This is a genomic window from Sphingopyxis sp. (genome assembly GCF_016463645.1).
Classification (GTDB): Bacteria; Pseudomonadota; Alphaproteobacteria; order Sphingomonadales; family Sphingomonadaceae; genus Sphingopyxis.
Map to the genome: position 1 here is coordinate 18,099 of NZ_JAEMQX010000005.1, position 16,358 is coordinate 34,456.

Sequence of the window (16,358 nt, forward strand, 5' to 3'; positions counted from 1 at the left end):
ACATGGATGGTCGCCTGAAAGGCAAGATCGCAATTATCACTGGAACCGGCGGCGCCATGGGCCAGCAGGCGGCACTGCGCTTCGCGGCGGAGGGCGCGAAGGTTGTGGGCTGCGACTATAACGCGGAAAAAGGGGAAGAAACGGTCCGGAAGGTCCTGGCCGCGGGAGGCGAGATGATTTCGCTTCACCCGCTCGATCTGGGATATGAGGACGGCGCGCGGACGCTCCTCGACGCCGCGATCGGGGCTTATGGCGGGGTCGACATCCTCTATAACAATGCCGCGATGGCCTGGTTCGACTGGGTCCCCGACATGAGTTTCAAGGCGTTCGACGACACGATGCGCGAAGAGGTGGATATCATCTTCCATCTCACCAAGCTCTGCTGGCCGCATCTGATCAGGTCGGGGAGAGGATCGATCATCAATATCGCATCCGGTGCCGCATTGATGGCGCTCCCCGAACAGGGCGCGATCGCGCATTGCGCGGCGAAAGGCGCGGTCGTGTCGATGTCACGGCAATATGCGGCCGAAGGCGGCGTCCACAATATTCGCTGCAACAGCATCTCGCCCGGCGTGATCGCTTCGGCACAGACGGCGGTCTTCATGAAGGATCCCGCCTGGACCGAGAAGCTGGTCGCGAAGCGGATGATCAAGCGTATCGGCGACCCGGCCGAAGTCGTCAACGCGGCGCTTTTCCTTGCGTCGGATGAGGCGAGCTATGTCACTGGCGCCAATCTGTGCGTCGATGGCGGCTCGACCGCGATGTGACCGGCCGCGAAGGAGGCGCCCGATGATGTTCGAATATCGATTCTACGAATGCACCCCCGGACGCCTTGCCGAAGAGGTTGCGCGGATGAAGGAGGTCGCGATCGATCCGTGGCCGGGTGGTGGCGGCGAAAGCCTGTTCGACCGCTTCGGCATTCCCCGCCCGCTCGGCGCCTGGACCTCGATCGCCGGGCGCCAGCAACCGGTGTTCGGTTATATTCTGAAATGGGATTCGCTCGACGCCCGCGACCGCGCCTTTCCGCCCTTCTGGACGTGCCCCGAATGGGCCGAGGTGCGCACACGCACCGACGACGGGCATCCGCTGGTCGACAGCATCGAGGACTGGCTGCTCGCTCCGAATGCCGCGTGGAAGCGAACCGGCGAGATCGATGCGACGCGGCATGGCGGCGTCCACGAAATGCGGATCCACCGCTGCCTCGCGGGTTTCGGACCGCAGGTCACCGCCTATCTCGCCGAGATCGAGCATCGCCAGATCGAAGTCCTAGGCGGGCGCATCCTCGGTGTTTTCGACGTCGCCATCGGCCCGGACATGCCCGCGATCGTCAGCTTCGTCGCCTGGCCCGATTTTCCGACGCAGCAACGCGCCGCCGAAAGGCTCGACATGGAACCACGCGTGCGCGAGCGTCACCGGCAGTGGCGGGACGAATATGGCCGCTCGCCGATCCGCTCGGTCGAGCAGACGCTGCTCCGCCCGCTCGACTATGGCCTTCCCCTGAGCAATTTCGGACTGTCGTCATGATGGACGCCCCCCAGGATTATTACGAGCTGCGCATCTATCGCTGCCTGCCCGGTCGCCTGCCCGACCTGCACCATCGCATGGGCTATGAATTGCCGCACCTCTTCGCCCGCCACGGCGTTGCGCGGCCGCTCGCCTATTGGGACGGCTATGCCGGCGCGTTCAGCCCGATCTACTGCTACATTCAGAGATGGCAGAGCCTCGACGAACGCTTCCGCGCATTCGGGGGCTTCTACGCCGACCCCGAGTGGATCGAACAGCGCGATGCGAGCAATTGCGGCGAGCAGATGATCGACCGCCTCGACCTGATGCTGCTCAAGCCGTCGCCGCATTGGGCAGCGCTGAAAACGCCGGGCGAAGCACAACCCGTCGGCGGGATTCACGAGTTGCGGCTGCAGCGCCTGTCGACGCGGAACGCCGCCGAGGCGCATCGCGTGCTCGCCGAGGTCGATCTGCCCTATCTTCGCGATCGCGGCGCGACGATCCTCGGCCTCTTCATGGTCTGGTACGGATGGAAGACGCCGCACGCGGTCATCCTGCTCGCCTGGCCCGATATCGGGACGCGCGAGGCGGCAATGGACGCGCTCGACGCCGATCCCGCCATCCAGACCCTTCGCAAGGCCGAACGCGAAACCTTTGGCGGGCCGCTGCTCGGCACCGCCGATTCCCATCTGATGCGCCCGGCACCCTACGGCATCGCGCACAACAATCTCGCGCCGCAACCCTGAGATCGCCCGATGTTCAAAATGTCGTTCACCATATACCGCCGCCCCGGCATGACGCGCGACGAATTCCTCGATTATTGGAAGAATGTTCACGCGCCGCTCGCGATCAAGAACGCCAAGGTGCTGCGCATCCGCCGCTATGTGCAGATGCACGCGGGCGATTACGAGATGGTCCGGACCATGACCGAAACGCGCGGCTGCCAGCCGCCGCACGACGGCGTGTGCGAAATCTGGTGGGACAGCGAGGAAGACCGGCTCGCCGCCGCGCGCAGCGCCGAGGGACAGGCCGCCAGCCGCGAGATGTATGCCGACGAGCTTCGCTTTTGCGACATGAGCCGCGCGACCGTCTCGTTCGGCTACGAGCATGAGGTGATCGTGGAGGGTGAACCGACCCCCTCCTATCGTCAGGCGGCCGGTATCGAATAGCGCTCGGCTCGACCCGCCGGCCTGCCAAACCGGGAGGAGATCCTATTCGGCGCCCGGAGAATTTCCTTCCGCCGCGACCTGGGGCAATTTTTCGCGCTCGAACTGGATCGTCGTGATCTTGGCGTCGAGCGCCTGCACCACCTCGGCCGTCAGGTCGTTCGCGAAATTCCCGCCGAGCACCGCACCGCGATCGAACAACAACCCGCATTTACGTTCGCCATAGACTTTTACGATCACCGGCTGCGCTTCGTCGGCAACGCGCGCGAGCGCCTTGGCGCGGGTGGCGTCGATCTCGCGGCTGCCTTGCGCGGCCTGTCGCTGCAGCGCCTGCCAGCGCGTCGCGAGAGCATCGCGGCGCGTCCTGGTTTTGGCATCGTCGCCCTGCGCCGCGAGCGCCTTCGCCTCGGCCTCGATCGGCGTGCGCTGCTGGTCGACTTCGGCCTGGGCGGCGCGTGTCAGCTCCGCGATCCGCGCCGATACCGCCTTTCCGACAGCCGCATTGGCAAAAACCGCCTCGCGTGAGAGCAGGCAGACGCCGGGGACGACCGGGCCTCCGAACGTCGGCGCGGGAGCGGTCTGCTGCGCAGCGACCGGCGCGGCGACCAGCGCGAGAGCGATGGCACTTGTCGGTATGATCCGGATCATTTCAGGCATCCTCGGTTTCGGTGACGGCTTCCGCCGATACGACGGCGTCCTCTGCGCGCGCCAGCAGGTCGGCGAAGCGGTCGAGCGACAGGAAATGGAAATGGACGAGCGCGAGCCATCCCTTGCGATGCCATTCGAGCACCAGCGCGTCGGGAAGCGCGTCGAACTTCGCGCGATCGACGACCTTGAAACCGCTGAGCGTCAGGGCCTGCCCCGAATCGAGCCGCGCGTCGGCATGCTGGTCGACGAGCAGCTCCTGCGCGAGCAGCGCCTCGACGAAGGCATCGGTCTGGATGTGCGCACCGTGGAAATCGCGGCAGAAGGTCAGGATATTGTCGACCACTTCGGTCGGCCTCCCGTCCGAAAACAGCGCCGCGCCCTCGGCGTCTCCCGTAAAATGCGGCGCCGCGCGGTCGATCGCGAGGACAAAGCTGTCCTGCGACCGGTCGACGAAGACAAACGGATAGCGACGGGCATAAGCGGGCACATAGCAACCCGGCGCCCATTCTTTGCCATCGACGAATCCGTTGCGGCGGTCGAGGCCCAGGATCGCCACGGGAAAGCCGTCGCCGGCCGCAAAAACGACCGGGTAGTGTCGCATCGCAGGCCCGAATTCGACGACGGTCAGCGGGATCGCATTGGCTTCCTTGGCAAAGCCATAGCCGCCGGGCCGGAGCCGCAGGTCGACGTGCTGCGCCGCCGTGAGCAATTCGGGCTGGCGATAGAAGAGCGGAAATCGGGTTTCGGTTTTCTCGGTCATGTCGAACCTGTCTGCAAAAAGAGGAAATAGCGGTTGGCAGTGGCCGGGAGGAACGACCCTCCCTCCCGGCCGGCCGCCGGTCAGTCGCGATCGACCGGGCAACGGTTGGTTGCGGTTTCGACGCAGTCGTCGGTGCCGAAGCTGACGACCGATCCCGTCAGGATCGTCTGGCGGACGGTGCGCAATTTCTCGACTTCGGCTGCCATGTCGAACGCCTTGTCGAGCGCGTCGTCCTCCGCCGACTGGGCGAAGTTTTCGAGGTTGAGCGGCCCGACCGAGCCTTCCTCGGTCGTCAGGTCGACGTTCGTCTCGCCCCCGACCGTGATATTGTCGAGCCCGCGGATCTCGATCGCCCCGACGAACAGGTCGCGCGATGCCCGGATGCCCGCATCGCCGGCGTTGACGATGCCGTTGAAGGCATAAAGGTCGACGTCGCCGCCCTGCTTGCCGTCGACCTGGTCGAGCGTCGCGATACCGGCACCGTTGGGCAGGCCGGAGAGCTGGATGTTGGTCTGACCCCAGGCGTTGATCGGGAAGGCCACCGGCGGCACCGAAAGCGACGTCTTGCGACCGCGCCCGGCGTCGATGTTGCCAAAGGACGACCAGATCAGGATATCGCCGTCGTCGGCGGTCATCGTGCGGCTCTGGTTGACGATATAGTCGCCATAAGTGACCACATTGACCCCGCCGCCGCGCTGGGTGACGATACCCGCGGTGCCCGGATTGGTATTCGAGATCGCAAGGCTGGCGAGCTGGATCGAGCCGCCCGGCGCGAGCAGGTCGACGTTGCCGCCGCTTTCCCCGCGGATCTGGCTGACCATCATCTCGATATTGCCCGTCCAGCGATGCTCGCCTTCGGCCAGCGTCTCGCCCGGCTTGCGCTGCGCACCGGGGAAGAGGCGGCCCACCGCATCATAACCGCGCGTCGGGTCGCCCTGACGGACATAACGGCCGTCGGTTTCGGGCGAGCGGCCCACTGCTTCGCGACCGGCGGTCTTGAGCTCGGCGTTGAGGATGCGCACCGCGAGCGGCCGCTGGAGCACGGGGTCGAGCGCCTTGAACGCCGCGAACGCCCCGGCATATTCGGCGGGATCGATCTCGGCGACCAGCTTGCCGCGGGTGATCGGACGACTGCCACTGACCTCGTCGGGCGCTTCGGTCGGGATCGGTTCCCGCCCCGCCATCTCGCGCATGTAATTGACGAGTTCGATCGCATAGACGGTGGTCCGCGTCTGGCCGTCGGCGAGCACGACATCGGTCGAGACGGTCAGCCCCTCGCGGTCGCCCTCGACGAAATACTGGCGGAGCCACGACGGCGCATCGGCGACATTCTCGGGATCGAGATAATAATCGAAGAACGGCTGATACTCGGGTTCCTGATCGATGCCGGCGAGAGCGCTGATGCTGCCGCCGCTGAGCGGCGCCGCGGTCGGAACGATGCTGTATGCCTCGCGCGCCCGGATGCCCCGCCCCTCGGTGCGGCCCATCCAGATTTCGTCGCCCGCCTGCACCCACAGGTGTCCGGGGCCATAGAGCACGGCGTCGGGCAGATAGATCGAACCGCCCGCCTCGATCACCGGCACGTCGCTGCCGTCGTGGGTGATGAAGGTGATGTCGCCCATGCGGATGTTGCCGCCGGCCTTCAGCCGCGTCTCGTGCCCGAAGGTGAAGGTCCCGCCATGCATCCCGTTGCCGCCGTTCGGATCGGTATCGTAGCTGCCCTCGTCCCAGCCGATCATGTCGCCCTGCGCGGCGTAGATCCGGCTGTAGCTCGACGACCCGCTGTGGACGTTGGGCCCGTCGATCCCGTAGCCCGGCCCGGCCTGGTTGAACATCCAGTGGCCGTTCAGCGGATCCTGCGTGATCGTCGACTGGAACAGCGGGGTATTGAAATTGCTGGTGCCGGGGTTGATCGCGCGCGGAACCCAGAGCGGGTCGGCGTAGCCGATGGTGAAGCCCGCACCGTCATAATTGCCCGCAAGGCGGAACCGGATATTCTGCTGCGCGAGGAGGTCGAGCCGCGTGTCGGGCCACATGTCGACCATGACGCGGGCGCCGGCCTTGTCCTCCATCCCGAAGTTGATCGAGCCCGCCGTCGCCACGAACGCGGTCTGGCTGGGCAGTATATTCACCCCGCCGTTGGCGCCCGACTGGGTGCGATAGTTGATGTCGCCGCCCAGCGAGGTGACGCGAAGGCGGGTGTCGGCCGTGTAGCCGAGCCAGCTCGGCTGGTCGCCGCTGCTGCCGTAGCGCCCGCTGAGCCACAGCGGCAGCGACGTCACGCCGAGCATCGACGATACGCCGCGCAGATTGACGTCGCCGCCCGCCTGCAGGCTGAGCTGCGCATCGTCGACGGCGAGTTGCAGATAGGCGGCGTTGTCGAGCGCCAGCCCGATTCCCGTCCGCTGATCGGTCGCGATCACGCTGCCCGCGACGTCGATCGTCGCACGGCCCTTGCCGACCTGGACAAGGCCGCCTTTCATATTCTGGCCGACGTTCATGACCAGATCGCCGCCGCCCGACAGATGGAGCGTCTTGGCCGGCATGTCGGCCGTACCGCCCGAAACGCGCACCCACGTCGGAAGCGCGACAACCAGATTGTCGACATCCCCGCCACTGGTGATGCTGACGTCACCGCCGCCCAGCGCGCCGATGCCCTGCGTAAACTGGTCGGCGAGCAGCGAAAGCGCCGTCTGGCCGGTCTGGTCGGCCTGATATTGCACATATTCCGTGTTGAACAACGCGTTCGGGTCCTTGCCCGGATAGCTGTAGCCGAACAGTGCGGTCGTCGGCGTCGAACCGCTCGCCACCATCCAGCGGTAATTTTCGAATATCGTCCCCGCGCCGGTTATCGCACCGCCGACATTCACATTCACATCGCCACCCTTGGTCATATACGACCGGTGCGCGATGATGCCGGGCATGTTGCTGCTCGAAAAACCGACATGCGTCTTGTCGGTGAAATTGGCGACCGGACCATCCTCGACGCCGACGGTATAGATGGCGCCGTTCACCATCTCGACCGGCCGCACGTCATCGAAGCCGAACGTGCTGTTATCGGGGATATAGCGCCCGTCGGCGAGAACGAGCGCGACATCGCCGGTGCCGCCGACCACGACCCGGACCTCGAGGTCGCCGAGACCGGCGATCGAGGCGGGCACGCGCATCTGGACCGGCGCGCCCGGGTCGTTCGACCGGTTCGACGCGATTTCCCAGACGAGGTCGCCGCCAAGAAAGGTCTTGCCGGCGATGACGACTTCGCCGGGGAAACGCGTGTCGGCGGCCAGCGTCACATCGGCGGTCAGCACGGTATCCGCCGCGAGCACGCTGCCGTCGGGCATTTCGGTCCCCGCAGGCAGTTTCGTGCCCTTGCGCAGCACCGTACCCGCCGGAAGCTCGGGGTAGATGGTGCGCCCGGCACCGTCGGCCGAGGCGTAGCTCGTCGGCTTCAGGATCGTGCCGTCGGCGACCGGCGTGCCCTTCGGAACGGTGATCCGGGTCGCCGGATCGCTGTCGTTCCAGCTCCCCTGATAGCTGATCAGCGAAGCCTTTTCGTAGGTCAGGTCGCCGCTGGCGGCGACGTTGATGTCGCCGGTGCCGGTGCGCACCAGCCCGCCGACCTCGATCGCCCCGTCGCTGCCGGTTTGTGTCGAGAGCACATTGGTCTGTGCGAAATCGGCGCCCGCGACGAGGTTGTAGCTCCAGCTGTCGTCATTGGTGAAATCGGACGCCGGCGCATCGGGCAGCGGGACCGAGCCCGGGGTCCAGCCAAAGGGGAGCCCCTCCGGCGAAATGGCGTCGGGAGTCGCATGTCCGTCGACGAAGCCGTCTGACAGGTTGGCGTTGATCGTCAGGTCGCCCCCGGCGCGCAGTGTCAGCACGCCGCCCTTTCCGTCGAAGCGCGCATTCTTGAAGTTCCAGTTGTGGACAAGGTCCATGTCGCCTTCGGAGCGCAGTTCGATCCCCGGGACGAGCTGGAAGGCGGCATTGCCCGCCTGGCCGAGCCGCGCCCGGATTCCTGTACCATTGGCGTCCATGAACGCCGTCGCATCGGCGATCACCTGCTGCTGCAACGCAGTGTCGATTTCGGCCAGATGGCCGTTCGATGCGTCGCCGTCGGCGTCGCCGAGATCATAGACGCGGAACGCCTCGAGCTGCGTGGCGCCGCCCGAGACATTGGCGCCCCAGCGCGTGACGGCGACGTCGTTGCCGGTCTGCGCCGCGCGCAGCCGAACGGTGCCGCCCTGCCCCTTGCCTTTGCCCGAGACGTCGAGCGACGCATTGCCGACGTCGATATTGCCGCCGACCGCGACCTGCAGGTCGACCGAGCCGCCGCGCTGGTCGGCGCCCTTCGCGCTCACGTCAAAGCGCGCGCCGTCGGCGACGATCAGGTCGCCGCCCGAGGCGAGCAGGATCGTTCCGCCCTTCGCGCTGTCGCTACCGAGGATCGCGTCGCCGGCGACCGTGATATCGCCATTGCCGGTAACGATACGCAGCGCATCGACCCGTGTCGTGCCGTTGAGCAGGACATCGCCGTCGAGGATCGCGAAGTCGCGGCGCCGCGAGAAGCCCCAGTCGTTGAGTCTGGCGTTGAGGCCGCCGAAATCGTCGAGCGTCGAGGTCGTCAGCGCGAAACTGCCGGTACGGTAACCGTCGGCGACATCGGCCTTCAGCACGCCGCCCAGCACGACGACGCCGCGCCCCGCCGACAGTGCAACCGCGCCCGCGTCACCGCCCGCCGAACCGCCCGACACATTGAGGAGCGAGCCTTCTTCGACCAGCGTATCGCCGTTGACCGAGGTGAGTTGGATGCTGCCGCCGGGCAGGAAGCCCTGGACCTCGAAGAAGGACACATCGGCGCCGCCGACGTCGATCTTCGCGCCCGAGGCCAGCCGGACGTCACCCTCGCTCGCGGTCGCGCGCACCGTACCCGACCCCGCGCGAATCGCGGCATCGATCAGGACATCGGTCCCGCGGAAATCGAGCAAGGCACCCGCCGATGCGAAGGCGGGGAGCGCCGCCGTGCTGCCGTTGCCGCGCAGTTGGGTCGCGTCCGCCGCGGTCACGACATGGCCCGCGCCGCTTTCGCCGGTGATCTCGGCGGCGCGGATCGTAAGCGCGCCGTCGAAGCTGCTTTCGCCCAGACCCGCGAAGATCACACGCTGTTCGGCATCCATTGTCGTGGTGTCGAAGGCGAAATCGACATTGCCCTCACCCATCACGATATTCTTCGCGCCCAGCGCCAGCGCGCCGCCGTTTCCGGTGGCATCGATCGCCGCGGCGTCGCTGTTGCGAAGCTCGAGCGTGCCGGCGGCGATGCTCACATTGCCCGGCGTTTCGCCGCGCGCGATGAAGGCTGCGCCGTCGAGCGCGACCGTGCCGGTCAGGTCGAGCGCCACATCGCCATAGAAATCGATGGTCGAATAGCTTTTGAGCGTCAGCTTGTCGGCGGTGGTCAGCGCGGCCAGCGTCGCCCCCGAGAAGACGAGGCCCTCGGTGCCTTGCGGAACCGCACCGAGGCTGACGAGACCCGCCGCCGCGGTGATCGCGTCGGCCTTGATCACCGCGCCATTGCCGACGATCGTGTTCTCGGTCGAGTCGAGCAGCACCGAGTCCGCCGCTTCGAGCGTGGCGCCCGCCTCGACGATCATGTCGCCGGCAACGCTCTGCACATTCTCGCGCGACACGGTAATGTCGCCGAGGTTCGAGACGCGCAGGAAGGCACCGCCGCGATCTTCCGGACCGGCGACAAACTGTCCGAATTCATAAAAGGCGGGCATGCTCGGCGCGATTGCGATATCCGCGGCATCCGCGCCATCGCCCTGCGCGCGGATCACCGACCCGCTTTCGACGCGCACGGTGTCGTTCGCGGCGAACAGCAGCTCGGTGCCGGTCAGCGGATTGGCTCCATCTGTGCGGATCACGACATTTTCGGCGCCGACGCTCTTTTCGGGCGAGCGGACCTCGTCAACCGAATCGCGCGTGGATTGGCCGGTGACGACTTCGAGGCCGGCCTGTCCCTGACGGCGGATACCGCCGATCAGCAGGCTTTCAGCGATGTTCGAGATCTTGTTCGGATCGAGAACCAGATATCCATCGAGGTCGCTGACATCGGTCCCCGGCGCCGCGATCACGATATTGTCCGACGTGATGTCGACGATCCCGCCGCGCGCGCCGGTCACGCCGCTCGCGCCGCCGGCGACAATCGTGCCGTCGAGCTTGAGCGCGCTGTTCGCTGCGAGCGTCAGGAAGCCGCCGTCGACCGGCAGGCGCGGGTCGGCGTTATAGGGATTACCCGAACGCAGCAGCCCTTCGAGGAAACGCTCGCTCGAAAAGAAGCTGTTGCCATAGGTTTCGAAGAATTCGGAACGTTTGCGCACGTCCCTGCCGCTCGTCAGGCGCCAGGTCGACAGCGTCTGGTCGGTGATGCCGGTGCCCGACAGGCCGCGGCGCCCGAGCACGAGGAAGCTGTCGTCGGACGCCCGGCGCGCCTCGGTCGTCATCGGCGTATCGCCGGCGAGCGAGAGCAGATAGCCGCCCGGGGTCAGCGCATATTCGGCCGGGAGCAGCGTGTACCAGCCCGCCGGATTGCCGTCGAAGGCCGCAAGCCACACCGACGACCCGAGCGGCAGATAACCTGCCGTCGTGCCACCGTTGACCGTGTCGCTCGACGTGCCCGGATTATAGAGCGGGTCGATCGGCGCGATGATGCCGTTCCCATAGGCCGGGACGATCGCATAATTGCCCGACGCATCGAGAATGTTCGTCTGGCCCATCGGGCCCGCGACGAACTCCAGCCCGAGCACGTCGCCGCTGCCCGACACGTCGATCGTCGCGCCTTCCTGCACGTCGACGATATCGCCGCTCAGTGAAACGCGCTTTTCGGGCGGGGTCGACAATTCGGTCGATCCGGTGGTGCCCGCCGACGTCGGCGCATACCAGCTCTGGCCGTCGTAAGTGTAGCCGTAAAGGATCGTCCGGCCATCGGCCGCCGTCGACGTGATGCTGCCCGGAAGCAGGGCTACGCTGCCCGGAACGAAGGTTTCGGCTCCGCTGTCGTCGGTTACATTATAGCCCGTTGCGGTCAGGCGGATTTCGCCGAACGGCGCGCGCAGCGTGCCCGCCTGCTCGATTTTCGGCGCTTCGAGGATAAGCGTTCCGCCCGCCGACAGCGGCGCGGCGCGGCGGCCGGTCTGTTCGACGCGGATGCTCCGGTCGGAATCGAAGCGCAGGACCCCGTCGGTGGTCGGATAGATTTGCGCCGCGCGCAGTATGAGGTCGCTCGTCGTGTGGATTCCCGGGGTGACGTCGCCGTCTTCGGGGACCGGCTGCTCGGCCCCCACGGCAAAGCCGCCGCGTATGTCGCCTTCGGCCGCGATGACGACCTTCCCGAATCCGCCGACCTCGAACTTGCCGGCGATCTCGACCGTCTCGCCCGAAACCGTCAGCGTGCCGCTGCCTGCCTCCTTCAGCGCGAAGCCGATGCCGCCGCCGCCGGTCAGATAGACGTTGCGGCTGCTGAACGACATGTCCTGCGTACCGTTGAACCCGCCCGCGACGGTCAGCACCCGCTGGCTCGAAATATCGATCGCCTGGTCCGATTCCAGCTTGCCCGCGATCGACAGCGTATCGAAACGCTTCATATCGCGCAGGATGTTCGCGCCAACCGTGGCGCGCGAGCCGCGACCGAGCCCGGCCGGATTCTGGACGTTGCCGAGCGCGGTGAGCACGAATGTCATCGAGCGATCGAACGCGGCCATGTCGGCCGGCTCATATCCTTCCGGAAACGCATAGCGGCTCGGCGGTGGCACGTTCGGAACCGCAGTCATGTCGGCATCGAGCACGAGCGCACCGTCAGCGTCCGACGGGTTATATTTGACGAGCGGGCCCAGCACCGTGCGCACGAAATCGGTGAACTCGGCGATGCTGGTGATCTGGATATCCTCGATGTCACCGGCGCCGAAGCCAAGCTGCGGTTCGAGCCAGCTATAATTGTCCGCGAAAAACTGGCGCAGGCTGACCGGCGCTTCGGGCGTCGGTTCGGGGAAGAAGGCATATTGGAAATTGTCGAGGATCGATTGCAGGCCGGTTTCGCCGGTCGACCAGTCAGTATATTCGGGGAGCAACAGCTTGCCGTCGAGGCCGCCGGCGATGGCGAGCTTGCCGCCATAATTATACTGACTGCCCGCTTCGCCGCGCAGGTTGCCGAGCAGGTAGCCGCCGTCGGCATCGAGATCGATCGCACCGGCATCGCTGCCGATCACCTGATTGACCTTGACCACCGCATAGCGGCCGGGCTGGAGGACCGAGAGCAGGCCGCTGGTGCCCGACACGTCGATCGTCGCCCTGGCATCCATGACGACATGGGCGCCCTGCACCGCAACAGCGCCACCGTCGACAATCCGCCCGTCATACCAGAAACCGCGGCCGTCGGCGCCGCCCGGCACCTTCACCGTCTGGGCGATGCCGGTCGCGTCGAGCAGCGCGCTGTTGCCGAGGTGGATGGTCGAGGCGGACGTGCCGCCGACGTTGATCGAACCGCCGTGCGCGCGTAGCGTACCGTCGATACGGATCTGCGACGCGTCGAGCAGGATGCTGCCGAGCGGGTCGACCTCGACCAGCGCGCCGGCCTCGATCGTGATCGCGTCGCCGAGCAACTGGAGCGAGCCGCCCTGACGCAAATGCGGCGGCAGGAGCGCGAGGTCGGTCACGTCGCGCAGGTCGGTGCCGCTCGCGACGTCATAGGCGCGGCCGCGGAAGCGCATGTTGCGCGTCTGGAACAACAGGTTGGCGCCCGAAGCGATGGTCAGCGTGTCGGCGCCGAGCGCCAGACTGCCGACGCCCATGTCGCGGAACAGCGTCTCGTCGATATATTCGGCCTCCCCCGCCGAGCCGCCGGCGGGTCCGACGACGACATCGCCCGACGCGATCAGCGCCAGCATGCCACCACCGCCGAGGCCGCCAAGGCTGATGTCGGCGAAATCGAGAATCGCGCCGACGGTCTGGCCGCCGCCGCCCAGTTCGACCTTGCCGCCCTTGCCTTCGAACAGGCGGAAATCGCCTTCGTTGAAACGGGTGGACGCACCCTGCCCCTGGCTGTTCTGTCCGGGTTTGACGCGCTGGTACCAGCCGCCGCCGGCGGCATCGAGCGTGATGTCGCCCGTCAGCGTCGAGCCGAGCAGGCTGATCGTCCCGCCGTCGACATAGCCGCGGATGGCATTGGCGGGCGCATCGACGTCATTGATCCACGGCGCCGCGACCGACAGCAGGACGTCGCTGCCGATCGTCATGCCGTTGGCGGCCCCGAGCGAAATATTGCCCGATGGCGCGATGATCGAGACATTGTTGCCGACGCGGCCAACGCCATTTTCGCTGCCGGTCGAAAAACCGCCGCCCGGCGCGAGGCGGATCGAGACGCCGGGATTGATCGTCTGGTTCTGATGGCCGCTGCCATAACCGAGCACGACGTCGCCCATGCCCGAGAAGAAATCATCCTCGATATAGGAGATCCAGCGCGGCTGGCCGTTTTCATAGGTGCCCTTGGACGTCCAGAGCGGATCGCCCTCGGTATAGCTCTGGTCGCCATAGGCGGTGCCGACCGCGAACGGATCGAGCAGCATCGGATCGCTCTCGACGAACGGGCCGTTGGTTTCGGTCTCGGTCCACAGCGTGCCGGTGAATGCCTTTTCGTCGGCGACGATGAAGCTGTACGTCGACGACCAAGGCCCATATTCAGGCCCGCCGCGGTGGAGCGTCGCCGACCCCGCCTTGGGCATGCCGATTTCGCCGACAAGGCTCGCACCGACCGCGCCGGCGGGAACGCGCGGGGCGCGGATCTGACCGAGCGCCGCCATTACCTGGCGGTCGCCCACGACGGCGTCGCCCGTGAGCTTGCCGAACAGGCGCGAACTGCCCGACAGCAATTCGACCGCCCCCGCGTCGGCGCCCTCGACATAGCCCTTTTCCAGCCGCGTCGCCTTGCTGATCCCGACATAGCGCAGGTTCGGATCGGCGTCGGAGATATTGTGGAAGCGCCCGAAGCTGTCCTGCAGGCGCGTCACGGTCACTTCGGCATCGGTATATCTGGTGCTGCCGCCCGACACGTCGATCGTCGCGCCGTCCTCGACGATGGCGAACTCGGACGCGCGGATGCGTACGTTGCCGCCTTCGGTCGACATCTGTTCGGCGGTACGCTGCTCGCCCGCGAGCGCACCAGTCCAGTCGACGATCGCCGCGCCGTCGCGGCGGTCGACATAGACCGTCTCGCCGACCAATATGCCGTCGCGCTGCTTCGGCGAGGCCGACACTTCATTCGAGCGCACCTCGACCGCGAAGATGTTGTCGGCGACGCTGCGCTCGACATCGCGCAGGCCCGACACGTCGATCCGCGCGCCCGATTTCATGACGAAGCTGCCCTTGTCGCCGCGGGTTTCCTGGACCGAGCCGTCGGTGGCCGCCGGGCTGCTGCCGCCGCGTTCGCCGACGCCGCTCGGGCTCGCGTGGATCACGACCTCGCCGCTGCGCGAGATCACGCTGGAATTTTCCTCGAGCACAATATCCCTGCCCGCGATCAGGATGCGCCCCTTGGCGAAACTGTCCGCCGCAAGGCCGGTGATGTCCGATGTATCGGGGGTGATGCTGGTGACGCTGCCTTCGCCCAACGTGACCTTGCCGGCGAAATAATTGCCGCCGACCGAATAATCGCTGACGTTGAAGCCATGGCTCGCCTGCAGCACGATCGTGCCGTTGCGCTGGCGCACGCCGTTGGTGACGCGGATCGCGCCCATCTGGTCGACATTGGCGCCGACCATCGTCACCGCGCCGCGATCGACGAGGATCTCGCCGCTGTTGGCGGCGGTCATCCCCACCGCATTGGCGCGTTCGAGATAGGCCGCGTCCCACGCCGCCTGCGTTTCCGGCCGGCAACATGGCATTCCGGGGAAGCTGCCGTAGGAATCGATGATCGGCGTCGCCCGCACATTGACCGCAAGACCGCCGCGTGCCGAGTTGGTGAAGCCCTGACCGGCGCTGAGCTTGATTTCCTCGCCGGCGGCCATCAGCACCTGTCCGTCGTGCGCGGTCAGCTTGCCGGCGTTCGAGACGTTGGGGCCGAACAGCATGATCTTGCCGGGGCTGGCGCTGTCCGACGAACTGGCGGTCAGGGTCACGCCGCGTTCGACCGTGATGCGCGAATTGGCGAGATAATTGGTATAGTTCTGCTGCGTCGTCGCAAGGCGCGCGCTGTACTGGTCGACGAACTGCGTCTTGATCTGCGCCGCTACTTCGTCGCGCAGCATCTGGGGGATCGATTGCGATCCGGCCGGAATCCCCTGCCAGCTTACCCCGGTCCAGAACTGACTGATGTTGGTGAAATCCGAATAATCATAGTCGCCCATTTTCGACACGTCGATGTTGGCGATGATGCTTTCGAGCACCGCGCCGAGACCGACATTCGCGAATTCGGGATTGACGAAATAGCTGTTGCCGCCGGTCGACGCATCATAATAGCTCAGCAGGTCGAGGCCGTAGCCCGAATTATACTGGTCGACGCCCTCCATGCCATTGTCGCGCAGGATCGCCATGCGGATCGCGGCGCGCGCGAGGAAATCGATGACGCTCGTGCGCTCGCCCGCGACCGGCGCCGGCGCTTCGCCGAGCAGGCTGTTCGGATCGAGCCCGACCGGCGGGCGCGGCACCATGCCGATATTCTGGGCGGGAAAGAGCGGATTGGCGGCCTGACCGCGGATGACCCCGTTGCCCGAAAGCAGCCCGTTATAGAGCTGATTCTCGGTGATCGGCAGCGCGGTCGCAAGGATGCTGTGCGCGTTGATCTGCGCGCCGTCCTTGAAGATGATGCCATTGGTATTCTGCAACCACACCTGGCCCTTGGCGGTAATCTTGCCCGCGATCTCGCTCGGCTTGCTGTCGAAGATGCGGTTGAGCGCGATCCAGTCGGTGCCCTGCTGCTGGAAACGCACCTCCTCATTCTTGCCGACGTCGAAGCGCGACCAGTCGAGCAGCGCGCGCTTCTGCTCCTGCTCGATCGTCATCACCAGTCCCGTGTTCCCCTGCGCCACGGTCGGCAGCTTGGCACCCGTCCAGCGCCCGCCCTGCAGGATTTGCGTTCCCGGCAGGGTGCCGGCTTCCTGCGCGACGGCGGGCTGCGAGGCCATGACCAGCAGCGAAGAGATGCTGACCGATGCCGCCAGCGCGGCGCGGCTCAAACGGGTGATGCGCTTGCGGGCGGGGGCGATGAAAGCATTGGGGGTCAACATGACGAT

General features: G+C 66.3%; 7 protein-coding genes. 4 read left to right on the forward strand and 3 right to left on the reverse strand.

All coding sequences use genetic code 11. From position 1 onward, the window contains the following. The first annotated feature begins 2 nt into the window (after positions 1 to 2). Genes JHC57_RS02680 through JHC57_RS02695 form a run of 4 tightly spaced genes read left to right on the forward strand, consistent with a single transcriptional unit; the run spans position 3 to position 2,672 of the window. The gene (locus tag JHC57_RS02680) at positions 3 to 767 is read left to right on the forward strand and encodes an SDR family NAD(P)-dependent oxidoreductase (protein WP_294028436.1); all 765 of its coding nucleotides are present in this window, start codon (positions 3 to 5) and stop codon (positions 765 to 767) included. Between the two features lie 22 nt (positions 768 to 789). After that, on the forward strand, positions 790 to 1,524 hold the full coding sequence (locus JHC57_RS02685; protein WP_294028438.1) for an NIPSNAP family protein: 735 nt from the start codon (positions 790 to 792) through the stop codon (positions 1,522 to 1,524). After that, positions 1,521 to 2,249: an NIPSNAP family protein gene (locus JHC57_RS02690; RefSeq protein WP_294028440.1), complete on the forward strand. Its 729-nt coding sequence runs from the start codon at positions 1,521 to 1,523 to the stop codon at positions 2,247 to 2,249. Before JHC57_RS02685 ends, JHC57_RS02690 begins: the two co-directional genes overlap by 4 nt. A 9-nt stretch (positions 2,250 to 2,258) precedes the next feature. Further along, entirely contained in the window at positions 2,259 to 2,672 is a 414-nt protein-coding gene (locus tag JHC57_RS02695) for an EthD domain-containing protein (protein WP_294028441.1), read from the forward strand. Positions 2,673 to 2,714: 42 nt separating this feature from the next. On the opposite strand, the gene JHC57_RS02700 is transcribed toward JHC57_RS02695, so the two are convergent. The 3 genes from JHC57_RS02700 to JHC57_RS02710 all read right to left on the reverse strand — a co-directional run bounded on the left by JHC57_RS02700 (position 2,715) and on the right by JHC57_RS02710 (position 16,352). Continuing rightward, on the reverse strand, positions 2,715 to 3,317 hold the full coding sequence (locus tag JHC57_RS02700) for an OmpH family outer membrane protein (protein WP_294028443.1): 603 nt from the start codon (positions 3,315 to 3,317) through the stop codon (positions 2,715 to 2,717). 1 nt (position 3,318) lies between these two features. After that, entirely contained in the window at positions 3,319 to 4,077 is a 759-nt protein-coding gene (locus JHC57_RS02705) for a SapC family protein (RefSeq protein ID WP_294028445.1), read from the reverse strand. 80 nt (positions 4,078 to 4,157) lie between these two features. Beyond that, positions 4,158 to 16,352, reverse strand: coding sequence for a filamentous haemagglutinin family protein (locus tag JHC57_RS02710; RefSeq protein WP_294028447.1), 12,195 nt, complete (start codon positions 16,350 to 16,352; stop codon positions 4,158 to 4,160). Between the last annotated feature and the right edge of the window lie 6 nt (positions 16,353 to 16,358).